Origin of the sequence: Bacillus sp. FSL W7-1354, assembly GCF_038002405.1 — a bacterium.
Taxonomy (GTDB): domain Bacteria; phylum Bacillota; class Bacilli; order Bacillales; family Bacillaceae; genus Bacillus; species Bacillus paralicheniformis.
The window spans coordinates 3,619,419-3,641,757 of sequence record NZ_JBBOCL010000001.1; the positions used below are offsets into that span (position 1 = coordinate 3,619,419).

At 45.8% G+C, this 22,339-nt stretch carries 19 protein-coding genes; 15 read left to right on the forward strand and 4 right to left on the reverse strand.

The window, feature by feature from the left end:
• Window positions 1-10 precede the first annotated feature (10 nt).
• Complete coding sequence (locus tag MKZ04_RS18470; protein WP_025810838.1) at window positions 11-994, reverse strand: glutaminase; 984 nt, start codon at window positions 992-994, stop codon at window positions 11-13.
• 387 nt (window positions 995-1,381) lie between these two features.
• Between MKZ04_RS18470 and MKZ04_RS18475 the strand changes: the two genes are divergently transcribed.
• Both MKZ04_RS18475 and MKZ04_RS18480 read left to right on the forward strand, forming a co-directional pair.
• Window positions 1,382-2,710: a sensor histidine kinase gene (locus MKZ04_RS18475; RefSeq protein WP_031305214.1), complete on the forward strand. Its 1,329-nt coding sequence runs from the start codon at window positions 1,382-1,384 to the stop codon at window positions 2,708-2,710.
• A gap of 6 nt (window positions 2,711-2,716) precedes the next feature.
• Entirely contained in the window at window positions 2,717-3,652 is a 936-nt protein-coding gene (locus MKZ04_RS18480) for a DNA-binding domain-containing protein (protein WP_020449988.1), read from the forward strand.
• Window positions 3,653-3,694: 42 nt separating this feature from the next.
• Here the strand turns inward: MKZ04_RS18480 and MKZ04_RS18485 are convergent, their stop codons facing one another.
• The 3 genes from MKZ04_RS18485 to MKZ04_RS18495 all read right to left on the reverse strand — a co-directional run bounded on the left by MKZ04_RS18485 (window position 3,695) and on the right by MKZ04_RS18495 (window position 6,518).
• Window positions 3,695-4,231: a GNAT family N-acetyltransferase gene (locus MKZ04_RS18485; protein WP_020449989.1), complete on the reverse strand. Its 537-nt coding sequence runs from the start codon at window positions 4,229-4,231 to the stop codon at window positions 3,695-3,697.
• A 93-nt stretch (window positions 4,232-4,324) separates the two neighbouring features.
• On the reverse strand, window positions 4,325-6,130 hold the full coding sequence (locus MKZ04_RS18490) for a BlaR1 family beta-lactam sensor/signal transducer (RefSeq protein ID WP_341046638.1): 1,806 nt from the start codon (window positions 6,128-6,130) through the stop codon (window positions 4,325-4,327).
• Window position 6,131: 1 nt separating this feature from the next.
• Window positions 6,132-6,518 (reverse strand): BlaI/MecI/CopY family transcriptional regulator, encoded by a 387-nt coding sequence (locus MKZ04_RS18495; protein ID WP_020449991.1) that lies wholly within the window; start codon window positions 6,516-6,518, stop codon window positions 6,132-6,134.
• A 364-nt stretch (window positions 6,519-6,882) separates the two neighbouring features.
• Between MKZ04_RS18495 and blaP the strand changes: the two genes are divergently transcribed.
• The 13 genes from blaP (at window position 6,883) to MKZ04_RS18560 (ending at window position 22,117) form a co-directional block, all read left to right on the forward strand.
• Window positions 6,883-7,806, forward strand: a complete 924-nt coding sequence (blaP, locus tag MKZ04_RS18500) for a class A beta-lactamase BlaP (RefSeq protein WP_145645853.1) — start codon at window positions 6,883-6,885, stop codon at window positions 7,804-7,806.
• A gap of 342 nt (window positions 7,807-8,148) precedes the next feature.
• A complete protein-coding gene (locus MKZ04_RS18505; protein ID WP_023857756.1) occupies window positions 8,149-9,900 on the forward strand; it encodes an alkaline phosphatase D family protein in 1,752 nt (583 codons plus the stop codon).
• A 22-nt stretch (window positions 9,901-9,922) separates the two neighbouring features.
• Window positions 9,923-10,135, forward strand: a complete 213-nt coding sequence (locus MKZ04_RS18510) for a twin-arginine translocase TatA/TatE family subunit (RefSeq protein WP_020449994.1) — start codon at window positions 9,923-9,925, stop codon at window positions 10,133-10,135.
• A gap of 75 nt (window positions 10,136-10,210) precedes the next feature.
• Window positions 10,211-10,945: a twin-arginine translocase subunit TatC gene (gene tatC, locus MKZ04_RS18515; RefSeq protein WP_105980672.1), complete on the forward strand. Its 735-nt coding sequence runs from the start codon at window positions 10,211-10,213 to the stop codon at window positions 10,943-10,945.
• A gap of 194 nt (window positions 10,946-11,139) precedes the next feature.
• Window positions 11,140-12,066: a 5-dehydro-4-deoxyglucarate dehydratase gene (gene kdgD, locus MKZ04_RS18520; RefSeq protein WP_341046641.1), complete on the forward strand. Its 927-nt coding sequence runs from the start codon at window positions 11,140-11,142 to the stop codon at window positions 12,064-12,066.
• A 20-nt stretch (window positions 12,067-12,086) separates the two neighbouring features.
• Window positions 12,087-13,553 carry an alpha-ketoglutaric semialdehyde dehydrogenase GucD gene (gene gucD / locus MKZ04_RS18525; protein ID WP_341046643.1) on the forward strand — a complete coding sequence of 489 codons (1,467 nt, stop codon included), beginning with the start codon at window positions 12,087-12,089 and terminating at the stop codon, window positions 13,551-13,553.
• Window positions 13,554-13,593: 40 nt separating this feature from the next.
• A complete protein-coding gene (locus MKZ04_RS18530) occupies window positions 13,594-14,970 on the forward strand; it encodes an MFS transporter (protein ID WP_035337354.1) in 1,377 nt (458 codons plus the stop codon).
• Between the two features lie 37 nt (window positions 14,971-15,007).
• A complete protein-coding gene (gene gudD, locus MKZ04_RS18535) occupies window positions 15,008-16,375 on the forward strand; it encodes a glucarate dehydratase (RefSeq protein ID WP_341046644.1) in 1,368 nt (455 codons plus the stop codon).
• Between the two features lie 106 nt (window positions 16,376-16,481).
• Window positions 16,482-17,183 (forward strand): FadR/GntR family transcriptional regulator, encoded by a 702-nt coding sequence (locus MKZ04_RS18540; RefSeq protein WP_154495802.1) that lies wholly within the window; start codon window positions 16,482-16,484, stop codon window positions 17,181-17,183.
• 88 nt (window positions 17,184-17,271) lie between these two features.
• Window positions 17,272-18,798, forward strand: a complete 1,527-nt coding sequence (gene garD, locus MKZ04_RS18545; protein WP_033155080.1) for a galactarate dehydratase — start codon at window positions 17,272-17,274, stop codon at window positions 18,796-18,798.
• Window positions 18,799-19,109: 311 nt separating this feature from the next.
• Window positions 19,110-19,832 carry a lipoprotein YvcA gene (locus MKZ04_RS18550; RefSeq protein ID WP_146874287.1) on the forward strand — a complete coding sequence of 241 codons (723 nt, stop codon included), beginning with the start codon at window positions 19,110-19,112 and terminating at the stop codon, window positions 19,830-19,832.
• On the forward strand, window positions 19,829-21,748 hold the full coding sequence (locus tag MKZ04_RS18555) for a DUF6792 domain-containing protein (protein WP_026580466.1): 1,920 nt from the start codon (window positions 19,829-19,831) through the stop codon (window positions 21,746-21,748). Before MKZ04_RS18550 ends, MKZ04_RS18555 begins: the two co-directional genes overlap by 4 nt.
• Before the next feature lie 15 nt (window positions 21,749-21,763).
• A complete protein-coding gene (locus MKZ04_RS18560; RefSeq protein ID WP_020450003.1) occupies window positions 21,764-22,117 on the forward strand; it encodes a hypothetical protein in 354 nt (117 codons plus the stop codon).
• Window positions 22,118-22,339: the final 222 nt, after the last annotated feature.

Below are 22,339 nucleotides of genomic sequence, written 5' to 3' on the forward strand. Positions count from 1 at the left end.
TTTTGTGATTTTAAAAAATACTGAGATCCCATTCACGGGCTATATGTTTTAACAGCATTCCGCCCGTCATGCTGTTGCCGTAATCGTCAATCGCCGGACCGTAGATGCCGATGCCGCATCCATGCCGAAAAGGCTGTTCTCTTTTCATGCTGGCAGGCACCGCGCACATGATTCCGCCGGAGACGCCGCTCTTTGCCGGAATGCCGACAAAGGCCGCGAATTTTCCTGAAGCATTGTACATGCCGCACGTCAGCATTAAAGCTTTTGTCAGCCTGGCGACATCCTTCGGGATCACCTGCTCTTGGCGGAGAGGGTGATATCCGTCATTTGCGAGAACCATGCCGATCAAGGCGATGTCTTCAGTGCTTCCTTCCATGGAGCATTGCTTCAAATAGACTTCAAGCGTTTCTTCGACGTCTGCTTCGAGGAAGCCGGTTTCCTTTAAATAATGGGCCAATGCTCTGTTCCGATGGGCGGTTTGCCACTCTGACCGAAATACTTCCTCATTGATTTCAAGCCGTTTTCCAATCATTTTTTCAATGACTTCATGAAGCGACTCCATTTTTTCCAGTGCCGATTCACCGGGTAGGATCGACGCAACGGTCAGCGCTCCGGCGTTGATCATCGGGTTAAACGGCTTTCCCGGCTTGTGCATTTCAAGGCGGATGATTGAATTGAACGCGTCTCCCGTCGGTTCTACATCAACACGGTCTAATACGTAAGAAATCCCTTTCGTCAAACACGCTGCGATAAAGCTGACCACCTTTGAGATGCTCTGGAGTGTGAATGATACGTCCCAAGTTCCTGCTTTGATCACCGTTTGATCAGAACCGATCACACAGATGCCGAGCTGGTTAGAGTCGATTTTTCCTAAAGCGGGAATGTATTCGGCGTTGCGTCCGCTTGCGGAAAAAGGACGGTAATGTTCAACCAAATCTTCAAGGCGGGATTGCCAGAAGCGGGCGTCATAGCGTTCTTCCAATACTTCATTCATCGAATTTCCTCCAATCTGACCTGTTAAAGCTTGCAGGTTTGCTGAAAAAATACGAGGCTCTAAAAAGCGGTGATAGGGCATGGCGGCAGAAGGCAAAGGGGTATAAGCCTCTGCCGCACAAGTTGTTTTAAAGCCTGTTCTTTCCTGGGAAAAGGGGTTTGGGTTGCGCAAGGGAGTGAGTTGCGGGAAAATATAAGCGTTTTCAAATAGAGAAAATATACATTCAATTTATAATAGAACCTACATAAACCTACAAAAAGCGACAAAAATATTTAAAAAATAAGCCAATTGATTTAAAAATCAAATCAACTGTGGGTAAAATGGGAGTTGCGGAAAACGTGCGGTTAAAGTCAAAATAAAGCAACACGTTTGTAATGGAGGATCAGCATGATGGGTGGAAATTGGGGAAGCGTGATGAAAAAGGCTGCCCGGCTTGTAAAGAAAGACGGCTATATCTTAACAGTGATGATGTTAACGGTGCCGCTCGCAGGAGAGCTGAAGTTTTATCCGTTGAACGAGACCTTCCGGGTCAGCTTCGGCGTTCCAACTTTTTTCTTTCTTTTGTTGCTGCTGCGGAATGTCCCGGCTGTGCTGTCCGGCTTTTTAACGGGAGCGGCCGTCGTCGGGTTTCGGGTGCTGCTTGATGCATTCGGCCCGGGGCAGATCGATTGGTTGTCATCCTTTTATCACCATTATCCGACTTTTTTCTTTTATTTCACATATGCGTTTCTATTCTACTTGGCAAAAGTGAAGCGATTTCAATTTCGCCCGCTCTACATCGGGTTTCTGGGCTTCGGAATTGAACTGATTGCCGATGGAGCCGAACTGGTCGTTCAATATATGATGTTCGAGTCTACCGTCACCCCGGGAAAGATCCGCGACATGATGGCGATTGCTTTTTCCCACAGCTTTATTGTGCTGAGCTTTTTTAATGTCATGAAGCTGTATGAAACGCAATCGCGGGAAAAGCAGATCCGCGAACAAAATGAGCACATGTTGATGATCGTTTCAAATTTATATGAAGAAACCGTTCATTTGAAAAAGACGTTGAAGAATACTGAAGAGATTACGAACGAATCCTATCAGCTGTACAGGCTCTTAAATAGACAGAGCGATAACAATTCCTCTGTCCGGCAGATCAGCCAGAAGGTGCTGCGCCTCGCCGGTGAAATCCACGAGGTCAAAAAAGACAACCAGCGCATTTTCGCCGGGCTTTCAAAACTAATTTCGAAAGAAAGCTTCAGAGACTACATGGCGGCAGAAGATCTGGTTCGGCTTGTGACCGGCATTAATCGAAAGTATGCCGAATCGCTCGAAAAAGACATTGACTTTCATTATTCGATAGGCGGAGAACATCCAAAATACCACGTGTATACTGTATTGTCCGTGATTAATAATATTATGGCGAATGCGGTGGAAGCGATTCAAAGACAGGGCTCCATCCGCCTCAGCCTCTATAGGCGCGCCGATGACATGCTGGAATGCCGCGTGGAAGATGACGGACCGGGCATTCCAGAGAAAGTCGGGGATGTGGTGTTTGAGCCGGGATACACGTCAAAATATGATGAATTCGGAACCCCTTCAACCGGAATCGGTTTGTCTTATGTGAAGGAAACTGTCGAGGAGCTCGGGGGGAGCATTCGATTTCAGAGTGATGCAAGCGGTGTTGTGTTTACGATCAGACTTCCGGTCCAACAATTGATTCAGAAAGGGTGAAGGCCTGTGCGTTTTTTTATTGCAGATGATGACCGTGCTGTGCGATCGATTTTAAAACAAATCATTGAAGACGAAGATTTGGGAGAAGTGGCCGGAGAAGCGGAAGACGGCTGCGATTTGGAAGGCCACGTCCTGAATTTGCAGCAAATTGATATTTTGTTTGTCGATCTTTTAATGCCGCTCCGCGACGGAATTGAGACGGTTCGTCATTTGTATGGCGCTTTCTCAGGGAAGATCATCATGATTTCCCAGGTGGAATCGAAGGAAATGATCGGTGAAGCCTATTCTTTGGGGATTGAATATTATATACATAAACCGATTAACCGCATTGAAATCTTGAACGTCATTCAAAAAGTCAAGGAGCGCATCGAGCTGGAAAGGTCGATCCATGACATACAATCTTCGCTGAACCGGCTCGTGAGTCTCGGCAGCGGACGAAAAAACGGCTTTAGGGAAAAAAGCATTCAGGAAACGGGCGAATTTCTCCTTTCTGAACTCGGAATCGTCGGGGAGAGCGGGTCCCAGGATTTACTCGCCATCCTTCAGTATTTGTTTGATGATGAACAGACTTCATTATATGAAAAGGACTTTCCGCCGCTCAAACAGATTTTTCATCAGATTGCCGAGCAAAAGCTCGGGCCGGCTGCTTCACCCGTGGAGATCAACAGGGAGATTAAAGCGTCTGAGCAGCGGATACGGCGGGCGGTCAGCCATTCGCTAAACCATTTCGCATCACTCGGTTTAACAGATTTTTCAAATCCGCGGTTTGAAAGCTATGCGTCCCGTTTTTTTGACTTTACTGTCATCAGCAAAAAAATGAAAGAGCTGCAGAAAGACTCTGCCGCCGCCTTGCCGTCCGCCCGCGTCAACACGAAGAAATTTATTCAGGTTTTCTTTTTGGAAGCCAAGCGGTTGAGCGAAAGCGCCGGAAAAAGGGGTTAAAAAGAGCTTCCTCACCTTAGAGGAAGCTCTTCTGCATGCCGGTTACCCAGCGTATTCTCTTTTCAGCAGCGAAAACATGTATACGTCAATCAGTCTTCCTTTCGCTTTCTCGTAATCTCTTAGCAGTCCTTCCTTTTGAAAGGATAACGAGTTGAGGAGTTTGATTGAAGGCGTGTTTTCGGGCTCTACCTTCGCTTCGATCCGGTTGAGGTTCAAGCTTGTAAAGCCGTAGTCGATCAGCTTTTGAACAGCTTCGGAAGCAAAGCCTTTTCCCCAATGATTTCTCCCTAAGTCATAGCCGATTTCAGCTCTGCCGTTTTCCTGGTCGATCATATTAAAACCGCACGTCCCGATGACTTCATCCGTTTCTTTCACAATGATTGAAAAGCGGTTTGCCTGCCCTTCAAGGCTTAAATCATTGATCATTTGGATCATGTCCCGCGCCTGTGAGACGTCTGTAAAAGGCGTGATATTCATATATTTTGTGACTTCCGGATCTGACCAGTATTGACAGAGGACATCTGCATCTTCCAATTCCATTTTTCTCAAAGTCAATCTTTCTGTATAAAGGGTTTCCATGTTCTTGCCTCCAAGTTCCGTATTATTAGGAATGTGAAAGGACCATTCATCGATTTGCGCATCATTCATGTTCATAGAATAAAAAGTAAACTGTTATCGGGAAACGGAGGGATAAATCCCTTTTTTATCTAAAATGGAAAGTGCAATTTCGGCAGCGGAGCTTCCGGCAGCCCGTTTTTCACCTTGAATATGAACAGCAAAGAAAAAAGTATTATCGGCAGTTTCTACATACCCGATAAACCAACCGGCATGGAGTTCCCCGTTGATTACCGAGGTTCCGGTTTTACCGGATAAAACCCTGCCATTTGATTCTTCTAAACGTATTGAATCTTTCACAGTTTCAATATTAGACTGTTTAAAATCAAATTCGTTATCATAAAACTTTTTTAATATATTGACCTGTTCAAGTGGGGAAATTTGAAGAGAGCCATCCAGCCAATAATCGGCCGGGACTGAAAAATCCTCATTTCCATAATGTATAGATTTGAGATAATGACGTAAATGATCCTCCCCAATTTGCCGGTCCAATTTTTGAAAATACCATGTTGTGGAGCTGCTCATCGCAGAGAATAAATCCTGGTCTTGATTCCATTCTTTATACGGATATTGAGTCCCATCCCAAGTCATGTGAGAGTCGTTCTTCGTGATGATCCCGGATTCCAGTGCGAGCAATGCGCTAAACACCTTGTAGGTGGAAGCAGGTGCGAATCTGGAGGTGCTTTCTTTCCTATTGTATATTGTATACTTTTTCCTATTAGAATTAAACAGGACAAAGCCCCCTGAGGCTGAAAATTTATCAAAAAAAGTGCTGTAATCTTCGTATTCTACATTGGTGCCGGGTAAAAAGCGTGTTTCTTTTTGCATGGCCAATATAGACACAGAAGGAGTACCGGCTAATATGGTCCCAAGAACAAGAGTGAACACTAAGGCGCTTTTCGCCTTTAGCAAAGGTGATGCCGTCTGAAAGTTGACAACTGTAACAATCCGTCTTTTGATATGTTTGTATGAGCTGCTGAATTCAGAAGCGGCTAACAAAGACGATGTTCTTTGCTTAATTGAAGTGAATTTTAAAATCACCTCGCCATATTTGAGGTGCAACTTTTTATCAAGCGTTTTTAATACGGCAAAGTCGCAAGAAATCTCCATCTCCGTTTTCGCTTCCTTTGATAAATACCATACGAGAGGATTAAACCAATAGACGATTTTCAACAGGCAAAGAAAATAGTTGATAAGCATATCTTTTCGTTTGCAATGGTACAGTTCATGAAGCAAAACACATTTCATTTCGTCGGCTGAAAACATTGAAATATCTTTTGGCAAGATAATATATGGACGAATGACCCCAAATGTAATGGGGGATTTTATCAATGGGGAACGGCCCAAAATGACTTTTTGATGAAAGCGTATTTCCTGTTTACATGTGTGAAAAAGGGATAATAGCTCTTTGTTGTTAACAATTTGCAGGTTCTTTTTTATTTTGCCGATTTTTAGATTGCTATAAAGAGTAGCCAAAAGCATAACGGCAACGCCCAATATCCAAACTGCGAAAAAGGCTGAATCTATCATTTTGGAAGACGATTGTTCAATCGACATCGAAAAGTCCTGCACCCAGTTTACATGTTGGCCGATTGCTTCTGTCGTCTTGTCTGTGGAGTGGGATTGGGATAATGCCGATTGAGCTCCTCCTAAATTCAGAATCCAGTCAAAATGATGGCTTTTTAGAAAATGAAAGGGGATAAAAGGAGCGATCAATGCCAAAAGAGAAATCACGCTAATATAATAGTGGGTGCCTACAGTGATTTGAGTCCTGAGCAGTTTTTTAATGAGTATGATGATAGAAAAAAACAGAGACAATAGAATTTGACTAACCAAAAAGGGAATAAAGAAAGAACTGCTCATTTCATTCCTTCTTTCTGTTCTTATGTTCTTCTAATATTTGATACAATTCATTAATTTCTTCACCTGACAGCTGATCATTCTCCAAAAAATTTAATACCATCGAATTAAGAGTTCCATTGTAAAACCGGTTTAAAAAACTGTGACTCTTAACCTCTATATAATCACTTTCGTCTATATTTGGTGTGTAAACGAAAACCCGTCCTTCTTTATGGTGGTTTAATGCGCCTTTTTTAATGAGGCGCAGCAGCATGGTTTGGATGGTTTTAGGGCTCCATGTACTGGTTTTGGATAACTCTTTAATTACCTCATTGGTATTGATCGAAGAATGCTTCCAGATGACTTTCATCACTTCTAATTCCGCATCAGAGATTTGAGGTATTTTTTTCATTTTAATCATCCTATACTTACAAATGTAATACTCTCATTATAGGTTTGCCATTTTAAGAAGTCAATTTAACTGGAGTGAACATGCAGTTTCTGCATTTTTAATTCCATCACTTCCCTCCGTTCATTTGTCCCCGGTGGAAACGAGGTCATCTTTTCCTTCCGAAAAAACGGTTGCATTTAAATCTTACATATGTAATACTTTCAAAGACTACATTTGTAAGATTTGATGTTTGAGTCGGCTGAAAGATCGTACGTACCAATTATTGTTTCGTGATTGTTCAAGCCATAACACTGTAGGGATAGTGGAAAGAGTGCTTCATCTGGTTACGATCAATCAAATATTCAAACGGAGGGAGACGATTTTGATGAAATTATGGTTCAGTACTTTAAAACTGAAAAAGGCTGCAGCAGTGTTGCTTTTCTCTTGCGTCGCGCTTGCAGGATGCGCTAACAATCAAACGAATGCCTCGCAACCTGCCGAGAAGAATGAAAAGACGGAGATGAAAAATGATTTTGCAAAACTTGAGGAACAATTTGATGCAAAACTCGGGATCTTTGCATTGGATACAGGTACAAACCGGACGGTAGCGTATCGGCCGGATGAGCGTTTTGCTTTTGCTTCGACGATTAAGGCTTTAACTGTAGGCGTGCTTTTGCAACAGAAATCAATAGAAGATCTGAACCAGAGAATAACATATACACGTGATGATCTTGTAAACTACAACCCGATTACGGAAAAGCACGTTGATACGGGAATGACGCTCAAAGAGCTTGCGGATGCTTCGCTTCGATATAGTGACAATGCGGCACAGAATCTCATTCTTAAACAAATTGGCGGACCTGAAAGTTTGAAAAAGGAACTGAGGAAGATTGGTGATGAGGTTACAAATCCCGAACGATTCGAACCAGAGTTAAATGAAGTGAATCCGGGTGAAACTCAGGATACCAGTACAGCAAGAGCACTTGTCACAAGCCTTCGAGCTTTTGCTCTTGAAGATAAACTTCCAAGTGAAAAACGCAAGCTTTTAATCGATTGGATGAAACGAAATACCACTGGAGACGCCTTAATCCGTGCCGGTGTGCCGGACGGTTGGGAAGTGGCTGATAAAACTGGAGCGGCATCATATGGAACCCGGAATGACATTGCCATCATTTGGCCGCCAAAAGGAGATCCTGTCGTTCTTGCAGTATTATCCAGCAGGGATAAAAAGGACGCCAAGTATGATGATAAACTTATTGCAGAGGCAACAAAGGTGGTAATGAAAGCCTTAAACATGAACGGCAAATAAAAACATTGCGATGAATCCGTCAAAACATCATCTTACATAAAGTCACTTGGTGATCAAGCTCATATCATTGTCCGGCAATGGTGTGGGCTTTTTTTGTTTTCTATCTTTAAAGATCATGTGAAGAAAAACGGGAAAATCGGTCTGCGGGAAAGGACCGGGTTTTTGTCGAAATCATAGGCGAATGGGTTGGATTGTGACAAAATTCGACACATCTACTGGCGGTGCGACTTGATGGACCATCAACCGCGTCTCTCCTCCTGTTTACAATACTTTACAGTTCGTTAATAAACTCTGCCTATAATAGAACCCGATCAATCATTTGTATAGAGAGGGGTAATACGAATGACACATGAAGGACCGCTGGAGGAATGGATGAAAAAGCTGAGCGAGGAAAGCCTCAAGGACAATACGTTTGACCGCCGCCGTTTTATTCAAGGGGCCGGCAAAATAGCCGGGCTTTCGCTCGGACTTGCAATTGCGCAATCGATGGGGGCAATGGAAGTCAATGCAGCACCGACATTCTCCGAATATCCGTTTACACTTGGCGTAGCATCGGGAGATCCGCTTTCTGACAGCGTCGTGTTGTGGACAAGGCTGGCGCCCGATCCGCTAAACGGGGGCGGGATGCCGAATGAAGCTGTATCCGTGAAATGGGAGATCGCGGAAGACGAACGCTTCCGCCGTATCGTCAAACGGGGAACCGAAAAAGCGACACCGCACCTTGCACATTCGGTACATGCTGAGGTATCCGGACTGAAACCGAATCATGTGTACTATTACCGCTTTAAATGCGGCAGCCAGCTGAGCCCCGTCGGCAAGACAAAAACGCTTCCGGCGGCAGGGGCAGATGTTGCTACATTCACATTCGCTTTTGCTTCATGCCAGCAGTACGAACACGGCTATTATACCGCCTATCAGCATATGGCGAAGGAAAAGCTCGATCTTGTGTTTCATCTCGGCGACTATATTTATGAGTACGGTCCGAATGAATATGTTTCAAAAACAGGCAATGTCAGGACACACAGCGGTCCTGAAATCATGTCGCTGCTTGATTACCGAAACCGCCATGCCCAATACCGTTCAGATGCAAACTTGAAAGCCGCGCATGCCGCTTTCCCGTGGGTTGTCACATGGGACGACCATGAAGTGGAGAACAACTATGCGAATGTCATCCCTGAAAAAGGCCAGTCAGTAGAAGCGTTTATTAAACGGCGCGCCGCCGCATACCAAGCTTATTACGAGCATATGCCGCTCCGCCGCAAATCCCTGCCGAACGGTCCTGATATGCAATTGTACCGGAATTTTTCCTATGGAAATCTGGCGGACATTAGCGTGCTTGATACCCGTCAGTATCGCGATGACCAAGCCAATGGAGATGGCAATAAGCCTCCTTCTGATGAATCGAATGATCCGAAGCGGACGTTGCTTGGAGCCGAACAGGAGGCTTGGCTGTTTGACAACCTGAGTCGTTCCGGGGCGCACTGGAACATTATCGCACAGCAGATTTTCTTTGCGCAATGGAACTTTGGGACAAGCGCGGCGCCGATTTACAGCATGGATTCGTGGGACGGATACCCCGCTCAGCGCAAGCGGGTGATCGACTTCATCAAATCTCAAAAACTGAACAACATCGTCGTCCTCACCGGTGATGTGCATGCCAGCTGGGCAAATAACCTGCTCGTTGACTTTGACAATCCAAAATCGGACATCTTCGGTGTGGAATTCGTCGGGACGTCGATTACATCTGGAGGAAACGGCGCTGATAAAAGAGCGGATACGGATAAGATTTTATCGAACAATCCTCATATAAAGTTTTTCAATGATTACCGCGGCTATGTGCGCTGTACGGTCACACCGGAAGAATGGCGGACAGATTACCGCGTGGTCCCATATGTGACAGAACCGGGTGCCGCGATTTCGACAAGAGCTTCCTATGTTTATCATAAAGACTACACAGGGCTGAAACGTACCGCTTCCAACATTGTGCCTGGAGGCGTGAAGAAGTCAAACGAAGTCGAAGAAGACCGTTTCCTCGCACATACAAGAGCCCATCAGAAGCAAGTGAAGCAAAAGGAGAAAAAAGTAACCCAGTAATCAATGAAAGGATGACAGCAAAATGCTTTCAAATATCGGTATTCCGGGTCTCATCCTGGTTCTGGTAATTGCGCTGATCATTTTCGGGCCTTCAAAGCTTCCGGAAATCGGCCGGGCTTTTGGAAAAACGCTGACCGAATTCAAAAGCGCGACAAAGTCTTTAGTATCTGCCGATGACAATGAGATCGGACAAGAGACTAATGTGAAAAAGCAAAGCGATCCATCGGCAAAATAGATGATCAATAGAGCGGGCGGGTGAACCCGTCTGTTCTTTTTTTCTGTTTAGCATGTGAAGGGGAGGAAGTCGAAGGTGAAAAAAAGGGAAACACATTTGATTGCCCATCTTGAAGAGCTGCGCCAGCGAATCATTAAAACGCTTCTCACGTTTATTCTGTTTCTCATCACCGGCTTTTTGTTTGTTCAGGACATCTATGACTGGCTGATCAGAGACCTTGATGAAAAGCTTGCTGTACTGGGGCCGGGGGATATTCTTTGGGTATATATGATGATTGCGGGGGTGCTGGCGGTCGCAGCCACCATACCGGTAGCCGCTTTTCAGACATGGCGGTTTGTGGCGCCTGCGCTGACCGACCGCGAACGGAGGGCGGCATTATTTTATATTCCGGGGCTGTTCACTTTTTTTATTTTAGGGATTGTATTCGGTTATGTTGTGCTCTTTCCGCTCGTTCTTCAGTTTTTAATCGGATTATCCGCCGGCCATTTTCAAACGATGTTTACAGCGGAGCATTATTTTCGCTTTATGATGAACCTGACACTGCCATTCGGGTTTTTGTTTGAAATGCCCCTCATCGTGATGTTTTTAACGAGCCTCGGGATTTTAAATCCGGCCAAGCTCAGTAAAATGAGAAAAATTTCTTATTTTTCGCTGATCGTCGTATCAGTTGTGATCACGCCGCCCGATTTTATCTCGGATGTGTTGGTGATCGTCCCGCTGCTTGTATTATACGAATTAAGCATCTCTTTATCGGCATTGATTTACCGGAAAAAAACCGCTGTGCAACCAGGGGCTGAGGCCCAAGGCTGAAGACGGACCGTGTCTTCAGTCTCTTTTTTTTTGCTTGAAATAAAAAAATCAGAAAATAATGATATTGACAATTTGTTTATTTGTCTTACAATTAAACAAAAAGATGAATGGAGGGATTTTCTAAAACAGAAACATCGCATTTCAACTGAATGATAACGCTTTCTCAGGAAATGAACGACAGGGGGATGACGGAGATGAGTCAATTACGGAAGGCGCCGGAAGGCATATTAGGTTTCCCGGTGGCACCCTTCAACAAGGAAGGAAAACTGGAGGAAGAAGCACTTTACGAAAACATCCGCTTTTTATTGGATGAAGGGCTTGAGGCGGTTTTTATCGCTTGCGGCTCAGGAGAATTTCAGTCTCTCAGCGCAAAGGAATATGAGCAAATGGTCGAAATTGCCGTCTCGGCGGCGGGCGGGAAGGTGCCTGTTTACACAGGAGTGGGCGGCAACTTGAGCACCGCTTTGGAATGGGCGCGGATTTCCGAGGAAAAAGGGGCTGACGGCTATCTGATTCTCCCGCCATACTTGATACACGGAGAGCAGGAAGGCCTCTATCAGTATACGAAAACAATCATTGAAAGCACGGATTTAAACGCCATCATTTATCAGCGAGACAATGCGGTTTTGACACTTGAACAGATTCAGCGGCTGACCGATCTCGAGCAGCTTGTCGGGCTCAAAGACGGCATAGGGGATATGGCGTTGAATATCAGTTTGTCGTATACGATAGGAGACAGGCTGGGCTGGCTCAACGGAATGCCGATGGCTGAAGTCACGATGCCGGCCTATGCTCCGATTGGCTTCACGTCGTATTCTTCAGCGATATCCAATTATATTCCTCATATTTCAAGGATGTTTTATGAGGCATTATTAAACGGCAACGACCAGCTTGTCAAAGAGATTTATGAGCTTGTCATCATGCCGATTAACGAGATCCGCAAACTTCGGAAGGGCTATGCCGTGTCTTTGATCAAAGCCGGTATGGAAATCATGGGCCTTCATGTGAAAAACACGGCGAGACCGCCGATCGTTCCGGTGGAAAAAGAACATTGCCGGCAGCTCGAAAACATTCTGAAAAACGCGATGGGGCGTTATCCGAAAACGACCGCTGCCCTATAAACAAAAGGAGGAATTTGAAGATGTCTGTTGCAGCTGAAAATAAAACGTATTTTAACTTTATCAACGGCCGCTGGGTGAAGGCTGAATCGGGCGGGATGGAACAGAGCTTGAACCCGGCAGATACACGGGATATCGTCGGGCTTGTGCAAAAATCTTCGATTGCGGATGTAGACCGGGCGGTTGAAGCGGCCAAGCAGGCCAAAAAGGCTTGGAGAAAGCTGTCGGGAGCGGAGCGCGGTCAATTTCTTTACAAGGCCGCTGATATCATGGAACAGCGCCTCAATGAAATTGCCGAGTGTGCGACGCGTGAAATGGGGAAAACACTGCCTGAAGCAAAAGGAGAAACAGCGCGGGGAATCGCGATTCTCAGATACTATGCCGGAGAGGGAATGAGGAAAACGGGCGATGTGATTCCCTCCACCGACACATCCGCTTTCATGTACACCGACAGGGTGCCGCTCGGTGTCGTCGGCGTCATCTCGCCTTGGAATTTTCCCGTTGCCATCCCGATTTGGAAAATGGCGCCTGCCCTCATCTATGGAAACACGGTCGTCATCAAGCCGGCTACAGAAACCGCAGTCACCTGCCTTAAAATTATCTCGTGCTTTGAAGAAGCAGGGATTCCGTCAGGCGTGGTCAATGCGGTGACAGGGCCGGGATCATCGGCCGGCCAAAGGCTTGCCGAACACCCGGATGTGAACGGAATTACATTTACAGGGTCGAACCAAACCGGAAAAATTATCGGCCGGACGGCGTTTGCAAGAGGGGCGAAGTATCAGCTTGAGATGGGCGGCAAAAACCCGGTGATCATAGCAGATGACGCCGACCTTGATAGTGCGGTTGAAGCGGTCATCAGCGGAGCGTTTCGGTCGACGGGTCAAAAGTGTACGGCGACAAGCCGCGTCATCGTCTTAAACGGTGTTTATAACCGGTTTAAAGAAAAGCTGCTTCAACAAACAAAAGAAATTACAATCGGCGACAGCTTAAAAGAAGATGTCTGGATGGGACCGATTGCGAACAAACAGCAGCTTGACAACTGCCTGTCCTATATTGAAAAAGGAAAGCAAGAAGGAGCGGACCTCATTTTCGGCGGCGATAGGCTGGCAGATGGAAAATACGAAAACGGCTATTATATCAGGCCAGCCATTTTTGACAATGTCACTTCCGGCATGACGATTGCCCAAGAAGAAATTTTCGGCCCGGTCATCGCATTAATCAAGGCGGATACACTTGAGGAAGCTTTGGAGACGGCCAATGACGTCAAATTTGGCCTGAGCGCCTCCATTTTTACGCAAAACATCGGCTGGATGCTGTCATTCATAGATGAAATTGAAGCGGGGCTCATTCGCGTCAACGCCGAAAGCGCCGGTGTCGAACTGCAGGCGCCATTCGGCGGCGTTAAACAATCGAGCTCGCATTCACGGGAACAGGGGGAGGCAGCAAAAGAATTTTTTACAGCTGTGAAAACCGTATTTGTCAAACCGTAAATCAATCGTTTCGGTACAAATGAATAAAGGAGAAGATGCTATGAAAAAAAATCGTGCAGCCTCCCCCCATACCGCGGGGAAAAGAAGTTCTGTCCGCTGGTTTGTCGTGTCTATGCTGTTTCTCGTCACATCCATTAATTATGCCGACCGTGCGACACTCTCGATCGTCGGCGATTCTGTGCAGCATGAGCTTGGGCTGAGTTCGGTGGCGATGGGGTATGTCTTTTCCGCATTTGGCTGGGCGTATGTTGTCGGCCAAATTCCCGGAGGCTGGCTGCTCGACCGCTTTGGGTCGAAAATCATCATCGCCGCCAGCATCTTCTTTTGGTCATTGTTTACCCTTTTGCAGGGAACGCTTGGCTTTTTCGCCGCGGGAACGGCCGTTATCCTTTTATTTGCGCTCCGGTTTCTCGTCGGTCTGTCAGAAGCGCCGTCCTTCCCGGGCAACGGCCGGGTGGTGGCTTCCTGGTTTCCAAGCTCTGAACGCGGAACAGCATCGGCGATCTTCAACTCGGCGCAGTACTTTGCACTTGTCATTTTTTCACCGCTGATGGGGTGGCTCGCCCACTCATTCAGCTGGCATACGGTTTTTGTCATTATGGGTGCTCTGGGGATTGCGATGTCGTTTATTTGGCTGAAAACGATTTACGAACCCAAAAAACACCCGAGAATCAATGCCGCCGAACTGGCGTACATCGAAGAAGGCGGCGCGCTTGTCTCGATGGATGAGGGAAAGAACGCGGAAAAGAAGGAAAAGGAGTCCCAATGGCCTTACATTAAGCAGCTTTTAAGAAGCCGGATGCTGCTCGGGGTGTATATCGCCCAATACTGCATCACAACGTTGACCTATTTCTTTCTGACCTGGTTTCCGGTCTATCTCGTTCAGGCACGCGGCATGTCGATCCTTGAAGCGGGTTTTGTCGCATCGCTTCCTGCAATCTGCGGATTTTTAGGAGGATTGCTGGGCGGGTTCGTGTCAGACTTCCTTTTGAAAAAGGGCTGCTCGATAACGGTTGCCAGAAAAACACCGATCATCCTCGGCATGCTGATGTCCTGCTCGATGATCGTATGCAACTATGCAGATTCATCTTGGCTGGTCGTTTCCATCATGTCGCTTGCCTTTTTCGGAAAAGGATTTGGCGCGCTGGGCTGGGCGGTTGTGTCAGATACCTCGCCAAAGGAGTGTGCCGGCTTGAGCGGCGGCATCTTCAACACCTTTGGAAATATTGCGTCCATCACGACACCGATCATCATCGGATATATCGTGAATGCGACAGGCTCATTTAACGGAGCGCTTGTGTTTGTCGGTGCCAACGCGATTGCCGCGGTATTAAGTTATCTGTTTCTCGTCGGGCCGATCAAGCGCATCGAACTGCAGAAAGAGGAAGACCCTGCGGACACCACTTTATCCATATGAAATGTAAGCGCTTTAATAAGAGGGAGGCTAAATCGATATGAATACAAACATTCATCAGCATGTAAAAGAGAAGCAAGCATCGCAAACACCGTCAATTGCTGATATGCAGGTCATACCCGTGGCAGGGCGCGACAGTATGCTTTTGAATTTAAGCGGAGCTCACGGCCCCTTTTTCACACGGAATATCGTGATTTTAAAAGATTCATCAGGCGCTCTCGGTGTCGGCGAAGTTCCGGGCGGCGAACGGATCCGCCAGACGCTGGAGCAGGCGAAGCCGCTTGTCATCGGTCAGCCGCTCGGCGCTGTTCAATCGATTTTGCAGTCTGTCAGGCGTCGTTTTAAAGACCGGGATGCCGGAGGACGCGGGGTGCAGACCTTTGACCAGCGGACGACAATACACGCAGTGACCGCATTGGAAGCGGCTTTGCTCGATTTGCTCGGGAAATTTCTCGGCGTCCCTGTAGCGTCGCTCTTGGGGGAAGGCCAGCAGCGGGAAAAAGTGAAGATGCTCGGCTATTTGTTTTACATCGGCGACCGAAAGTGCACAACGCTTCCCTATATTAGTGAGCAAGAGGCAAGTGACGATTGGTTCCGCCTCCGCCGCGAAGAAGCGTTGACACCCGGGGCGATCGTCCGTCTTGCTGAAGCAGCTCAAGAACGATACGGTTTTCATGATTTTAAATTAAAAGGCGGCGTCCTTTCGGGAGAAGAAGAAATCGAGGCGGCATCCGCTTTGGCAAAACGGTTTCCCGAGGCGAGAATCACCCTTGACCCGAATGGCGCGTGGTCATTGGAAGAAGCGATTGCGCTTTGTAAGGGAAAACGGGATGTGCTCGCCTACGCGGAAGACCCTTGCGGAGCGGAAGCCGGATACTCGGGTCGGGAAATCATGGCCGAATTCCGCCGTGCGACAAGCATTCCGACAGCGACGAATATGATTGCGACAGACTGGCGGCAAATGGGGCACGCGATACAACTGCACGCTGTTGATATACCGCTGGCAGATCCGCATTTCTGGACGATGCAGGGATCTCTCCGCGTTGCCCAAATGTGCCATGAATGGGGGCTGACGTGGGGTTCTCACTCCAATAACCATTTTGACGTCTCATTGGCCATGTTCACCCACGTTGCCGCAGCAGCTCCCGGCGACATCACGGCGATTGATACGCATTGGATTTGGCAGGATGGACAGCGTCTGACAAAACAGCCTTTTTCAATTGCTGACGGATATGTCCAAGTTCCTGATCAGCCGGGGCTCGGCATTGAAATCGACATGGAACAGGTGGAAAAAGCAAATGAACGGTATGAGAAAATGAAAGCAGGCGAGCGGAATGATGCCGTTGCCATGCAGTTTTTGATTGAAAATTGGCGTTTCGACCCTAAACGTCCTTGTCTTGTTCGTTAATTGCGGAAACAGCGGTTTGAGAGGCCCCTAGCCGACATTGTCATACGCGATATTTTGTCTTACAATATGAACAACTGAAAGGGGGCCCACAGTCGTGGAAGAAGATATGGAAACATTGCAGGTCGAATCAGTCAATCGCAAGACATTGGCGAAACAGGTTGTAGAACGAATCGTCCATTTATTATCAAGCGGCCAATTGAAACCGGGGGACAAACTGCCGACGGAGATCGAGCTCATGGAAAAGCTGAATGTGAGCAGACCCGTTCTCCGCGAAGCTTTAATATCACTCGAAACGCTCGGAATTATTAAAAGAAAAACCCGGGACGGCACGTATTTTAATGATAAAATCGGCATCCAACCGTTTTCTGTCATGCTGGCTTTGGCGGTTGATAATTTGCCGGCCATTATTGAAGCGAGGATGGCGCTGGAACTCGGGCTTGTCACGATCGCCGCAGAAAAGATCAATGACAGTCAGCTCGAAAGGCTGCAGGAAACGATCGATATCATTGCAAACAGCACGGATAATCATTATGGAGAAGCAGATAAAGAATTTCACCGGATTATCGCTTTGAGCGCGAACAACCCGGTGCTTGAGGGCATGATTCAATCACTCTTGATCACACACGCCAAAATCGACAGCCAGATTCCATACAGGGAAAGGGACCGGACTGTCGAATATCATACGAATATTTTGAAAGCCCTTCAACAAAGGGACCCATATCAAGCCTATCACCATATGTATGAGCACTTAAAATTTGTACGTGACAAAATACTGAATGGTCTTCGTGATGAAAAAAACAATCATTAAGTTGTTTGACAGCGCTTTCTAACATGTGCCGCAGCGGGAGAAGGGCTGTGGAAAGGCGCTGATCGAAAAGGGGAGTTGATCAATACTTATGCTTGTCAATCAAACTGAAACCCCGCTGTACATTAAGGTGAACGAAAAAGACAATACCGCAATCATCGTCAATGCCGGCGGACTGCCGAAAGGGACGGTGTTTCCTTGCGGGCTTAAACTGCAGGAACGGATACCTCAAGGTCATAAAGTGGCTTTAACGAACATTACACAGGGCGGAGCCGTTATTCGCTACGGTGAGGTTATCGGCTATGCCGTCAAACCAATCGAAAAAGGCGGGGGGATTTCCGAGTCGCATATCATGCTTCCGGAAGCTCCGCCGCTCGATGAACTGCCCATCGCCAACAAAGTTCCAAAACCCGCTCCCCCTCTTGAAGGGTACACATTTGAAGGATACCGGAATGAAGACGGGAGCGTCGGCACGAGAAACGTGCTTGGCATTATGACAAGCGTGCAATGCGTCGCAGGCGTTCTCGATTACGCAGTTAAACGAATTAAAGAGGAACTGCTTCCAAAATATCCGAACGTTGACGGTGTCGCTGCATTAAATCATCAGTACGGCTGCGGTGTGGCGATTAATGCGCCGGAAGCCAAAATCCCGATCCGAACGATTCAAAATATCGCCAGACACCCTAATTTCGGCGGGGAAGCGATGGTGATCGGACTCGGCTGCGAGAAGCTCCTTCCGACGAGGATAGAGCCGGAAGGAGACGCTGAAAACATTCTTTCATTGCAGGAACGGCGAGGGTTTGAGCAAATGATACAATCGATTATGGAAATGGCCGAGGAGCGCTTAAAAAGGCTGAATGAACGGAAGCGGACAACATGTCCCGCTTCAGACCTGGTGATTGGCCTTCAGTGCGGTGGCAGCGACGCTTTCTCAGGAGTGACCGCAAACCCCGCGGCGGGATATGCGGCCGACTTACTCGTCCGGGCAGGGGCCACGGTTTTATTTTCGGAAGTCACCGAAGTCCGCGATGCCGTTCATCTCTTAACACCGCGCGCTGTCAATGAAGAAGTCGGCCGCGCCCTGATTCGGGAAATGGCTTGGTATGACCGCTATCTGGAAAGAGGCGAATCAGACCGAAGCGCCAATCCGTCGCCAGGGAACAAAAGGGGCGGGCTGGCAAACGTGGTTGAGAAATCGCTCGGCTCGATCGCGAAATCGGGAAGCAGCCCGATCAATGCCGTACTCGCGCCAGGTGAAAGGGCTGTACAGAAGGGACTCACTTTTGCAGCGACACCTGCAAGCGATTTTGTATGCGGCACCCTGCAACTGGCTTCGGGCATGCATTTGCAAGTATTTACAACCGGAAGAGGAACGCCGTACGGCCTTGAAATGGCTCCGGTTATGAAAGTGGCAACCCGGCAGTCATTATCAGAAGATTGGCGCGATTTAATCGACGTTAACGCCGGACGGATCGCAACAGGTGAAGCTTCAATAGAAGAAGTCGGCTGGGAAATTTTCAGGACGATCCTTAACGTCGCAAGCGGAAGGAAAACATGGGCGGAACATTGGGGGCTCTCCAATGACTTGTGTTTGTTCAACCCCGCGCCTGTGACTTGATCGAAAAGCACCTTGATAAGGTGCTTTTTTAATTGTGAACTCGTTTTTAACAAGAAGTATAAAGTGGTTCTTTTTTCATATTTCCTCTTTGGTAAACTAAACCGCAGTACCTTTCGGAATCTTGGCGCATCAACCATACTGCCTGTTTTTTCAGAGGGCCGGCATACGATTTGCAGGGCGGTGATTCTTATTTCCTATTTATCTAATTTATTCCATGTTGTAACATAAAAAAGTATCATTTTCAAGCATGTCATTCGCATTAAAATGAAGTGTTTGCAGCTTAACTTAAAAGCCCTTGGAGGTTTAATAAAATGAAAAAGATGATGATATTGTGTTTTTCTATAATACTAATCTTTACAGGAGGATGCAGTATGAACGACAGCCAAAACGGCAAGAACGGCAATCAAGAAGAAGCGGTCAAGCCGAAAGATATGGACCCGAAAGCCCTCCCGCAGGTTCCGGCGTTCCAGGATGAGAAAACAAGAGAATACATGGCATCAACAAAGGAAGTCGAGCCGGGCTATTATCTGCTTGAGTCTAAACTGAAAGGGTTTACGATGTTGTTTCCGGAGGATGGGGAGTATGAAGCAGAGCTATCCTCAAATAATGGAAAGAACATAGAGAGCCTCGCCTTTAATAGCTATGACAAAAAAACAAATATTGTTCTTAATGCTCAAGTTAAGTATTATTCTCAGCAATCGTATGTTAATAAACCCAAAACGATGCTTGAAATTATTAGCGGACAGAATGGATACAAAGGAAAATACCAAAAAATCGATCAGTCCGGAAAAGATATATATTTTGCTCATATGAAAGAGGTATTTGATGATATAGATCGAAAATACAATTTTTCATATAGTTATTTTGGTTATGTAAAGTCTACAGAAGAGGACTATTTAGGTGTTGAATATAACTTTACATTTGCATGCCATAAAGAAGATCAACCATGTTCCCTCTCAGAAGAAAAAGCGAGAAAAACCGCAAAGAAACTTGTTAATTCAATAACCTTCAGTACAGAAGGGGAAGAAAAATGAGGAATAAAAATTTATTTGAAAATGAGAATGTGAAACTGCGTTTAATAAATTTAGAATACAGCTATAAAGAAAGATTTGCATCTGAAAATGCAAATGAAGTGAAAAAAGCTAAAGAGGACTTTGTCGCTGATGTACGCAGAATCTATAAAGAAGAAACAAATAAAGAACTTCCCAAAGATATAAAAATTTATACCTCAAAGGAGATTTTACAGAATAAAGATTCTTCTGTTAAAAGCTCAGGCTATGATGGTACTGCTATATATATTCAAGATAAAACTCATGACACCAATCAGCTTCAAATAATTTCTCAGGGAAGTGCTGATAATGAGGACTGGGTATATAACTTTTCAGGTCTTTTTCTGGGAATGGATGATAGTCAATACAAAGCAACTAAGGAATTTACCATCGAAACAAAGAAAAAAACGCAAGATGTAAAAAGTCTAAACACTTATGCAATGGGACATTCTCTTGCAAATAATAACCAAGTGCTAGTTCAGTTGGTTGATGGTGAATTTGATGAAGTTTATGGAGTGAATGGAGCGCAAATCAGTGTTGACCATATTTTAAAAGCAGACTATAAACTTACTAATTATCTTAAAAGAAAATTCAGCACAATAAAAATCAGTGAAATTCCTAAAAATGATCTAAAAAAAGCCATCATCAAATACTACAACGACAAAGGCGTCACAGCCAACATCACCCAGCGCATTTCCAGTGACGATCCGCTCTACGGTGTCAGCGGGAAGGCTGATTTTATTACGTTCGGCGATGTGAAGATGACGAACACACACCCGGATATAAAAGGATTCCGAAGTGTCATTGATCATATTCCTGATGAAGATGTGAGCAAACTGAAAGGGTACTTTCAAAAATATGCTGCTGATTATCGAAAGGGCGGCATTCAGGGTTTTGCTATGGAAGCAATCGGCGTAGATATGGATTTTTTAAACGGAATAATGAATGAAGAGGGTACAGCTCAGCAAATAGCATATTGCTTGAAACATCCGGCCCGCCTCTTGAATATGGTGGGTGCACTTGATAAAAAGCTGCCAGAGTTTAAAGCATTTTTTGCGAAAGTCAAGGCCTACAGCGGCCCTGTTCTCAATCAGCTTGAAGCAAACGGTTATATTGATGAAGCGAAAAAAAAGACCATTCAAAAAGACGTTGCCGAAGTAGAGCGACTGACAGGAAGGCTTGACGTTTTATATGAAAAGATCAAATTTCTTGTCGACTGGAAGACTGTCATATTTACTCTAAATAATAGACAACTCTCTCAATCACTAATGAAAAATTTAATCGAATTTTATTCAACTTATAAAGCATTGGAAGAAGCCTTAGGCAAACTGGATCAAGACACAAAAGACCTTCTCAATCTTATTGGCGAAGGCCACAGCATCACCCCGCTTCTAAACGCCCTATCCAAAAAGAAAGGCATCAGCTACAAAGGAGGAGACATCTATTTTTCTAAGAAAGGCAAGGACGGAAAAGAGATAAAGGTCAATCTGTCATCTGCCATCAGGATTTACCAGGCGGGGATGGCTGCCATTTCAAAGATTGAGGCTGAAATTGAACGCTACCAACGTGTTTTCCACCATGAAATCCACGATCATTTCGCAATTAAAAAATCTGAGTTGACAAAAGCCATTCATGACATGGAAGCCAATCCTTCCCGCTACCAATTCGACATTCAGTTCAAGCTCGCCTCAGGCTTCGCCGGATCAAACGGAAAGCTGAATAAAATCGTCGTCCACGACTCGTACCACACGGCCCCGCTTCCTCAGTGCGACGGCGTCGTCAGCGAATTAAAAAAACAAACCTCCAGCAAAAAGAAATTTGTAAAAAGCATTCGCGCCAGCATTGAAAAATTGTTCGATGAAGATGAGCAAATTTCGGCGCTGTTTGATTTTAAGGCATAGGGGAGGGGGATTAAGATGGTAAAACCGTTATTGGAGGAAACTGAAACAGTTTCAGCGACATATATGTTTTTAAGCAGTATTTCAGCAAAGGATAAAGCGGCCCGGCTGAACGCGCCGCTGAAAAGCGTTTTAAAAGAACTGAAAGAATTTGATAAAGTGCTAAAAAGCGAAATCGAAGGGCAAAAAGGTATGATGATCACGAAAATTAAAGAAGAATTAGATCACAAAAGTGAAAACCGCAAAACCGTCATCACCCGGATGAAATCAGACAACGAGCAGTTTGCAAACAGTTATCATGACATGATTGAAACTTTGCGGAAGCAAAACGTAACACTTTACTATAAAAAGAATAAGCCCCTTGATCAATAAAAGATGACCCCTGACATCAGAGGTCATTTTTTTGTTCCAATGACTTGTGTTTGTACAACCCCGCGCCTGTGACTTGATTCGTGTTAGTGGGAAAGTAGATTGGTATCAGTCAATAGATCCGGAAGCTACAAGAGGATTCAACTAGAAATATAAATAATTTTTGTAAAAAACACACGTTTTTCAATTACAATGAGTGTAATTGCACGTGTGTTTTTATGTTGA

What these genes read in the sequence shown, in the direction of transcription:
- MKZ04_RS18470 (WP_025810838.1), bottom strand. Translation starts at nt 994, where the DNA reads ATGAATGAAGTATTGGAAGAACGCTATGACGCCCGCTTCTGGCAATCC.
- MKZ04_RS18475 (WP_031305214.1), top strand. Translation starts at nt 1,382, where the DNA reads ATGATGGGTGGAAATTGGGGAAGCGTGATGAAAAAGGCTGCCCGGCTT.
- blaP (WP_145645853.1), top strand. Translation starts at nt 6,883, where the DNA reads ATGAAATTATGGTTCAGTACTTTAAAACTGAAAAAGGCTGCAGCAGTG.
- MKZ04_RS18530 (WP_035337354.1), top strand. Translation starts at nt 13,594, where the DNA reads ATGAAAAAAAATCGTGCAGCCTCCCCCCATACCGCGGGGAAAAGAAGT.
- gudD (WP_341046644.1), top strand. Translation starts at nt 15,008, where the DNA reads ATGAATACAAACATTCATCAGCATGTAAAAGAGAAGCAAGCATCGCAA.
- MKZ04_RS18510 (WP_020449994.1), top strand. Translation starts at nt 9,923, where the DNA reads ATGCTTTCAAATATCGGTATTCCGGGTCTCATCCTGGTTCTGGTAATT.
- MKZ04_RS18485 (WP_020449989.1), bottom strand. Translation starts at nt 4,231, where the DNA reads ATGGAAACCCTTTATACAGAAAGATTGACTTTGAGAAAAATGGAATTG.
- gucD (WP_341046643.1), top strand. Translation starts at nt 12,087, where the DNA reads ATGTCTGTTGCAGCTGAAAATAAAACGTATTTTAACTTTATCAACGGC.
- MKZ04_RS18495 (WP_020449991.1), bottom strand. Translation starts at nt 6,518, where the DNA reads ATGAAAAAAATACCTCAAATCTCTGATGCGGAATTAGAAGTGATGAAA.
- MKZ04_RS18505 (WP_023857756.1), top strand. Translation starts at nt 8,149, where the DNA reads ATGACACATGAAGGACCGCTGGAGGAATGGATGAAAAAGCTGAGCGAG.
- garD (WP_033155080.1), top strand. Translation starts at nt 17,272, where the DNA reads ATGCTTGTCAATCAAACTGAAACCCCGCTGTACATTAAGGTGAACGAA.
- MKZ04_RS18540 (WP_154495802.1), top strand. Translation starts at nt 16,482, where the DNA reads ATGGAAACATTGCAGGTCGAATCAGTCAATCGCAAGACATTGGCGAAA.
- kdgD (WP_341046641.1), top strand. Translation starts at nt 11,140, where the DNA reads ATGAGTCAATTACGGAAGGCGCCGGAAGGCATATTAGGTTTCCCGGTG.
- MKZ04_RS18555 (WP_026580466.1), top strand. Translation starts at nt 19,829, where the DNA reads ATGAGGAATAAAAATTTATTTGAAAATGAGAATGTGAAACTGCGTTTA.
- MKZ04_RS18550 (WP_146874287.1), top strand. Translation starts at nt 19,110, where the DNA reads ATGAAAAAGATGATGATATTGTGTTTTTCTATAATACTAATCTTTACA.
- MKZ04_RS18560 (WP_020450003.1), top strand. Translation starts at nt 21,764, where the DNA reads ATGGTAAAACCGTTATTGGAGGAAACTGAAACAGTTTCAGCGACATAT.
- MKZ04_RS18490 (WP_341046638.1), bottom strand. Translation starts at nt 6,130, where the DNA reads ATGAGCAGTTCTTTCTTTATTCCCTTTTTGGTTAGTCAAATTCTATTG.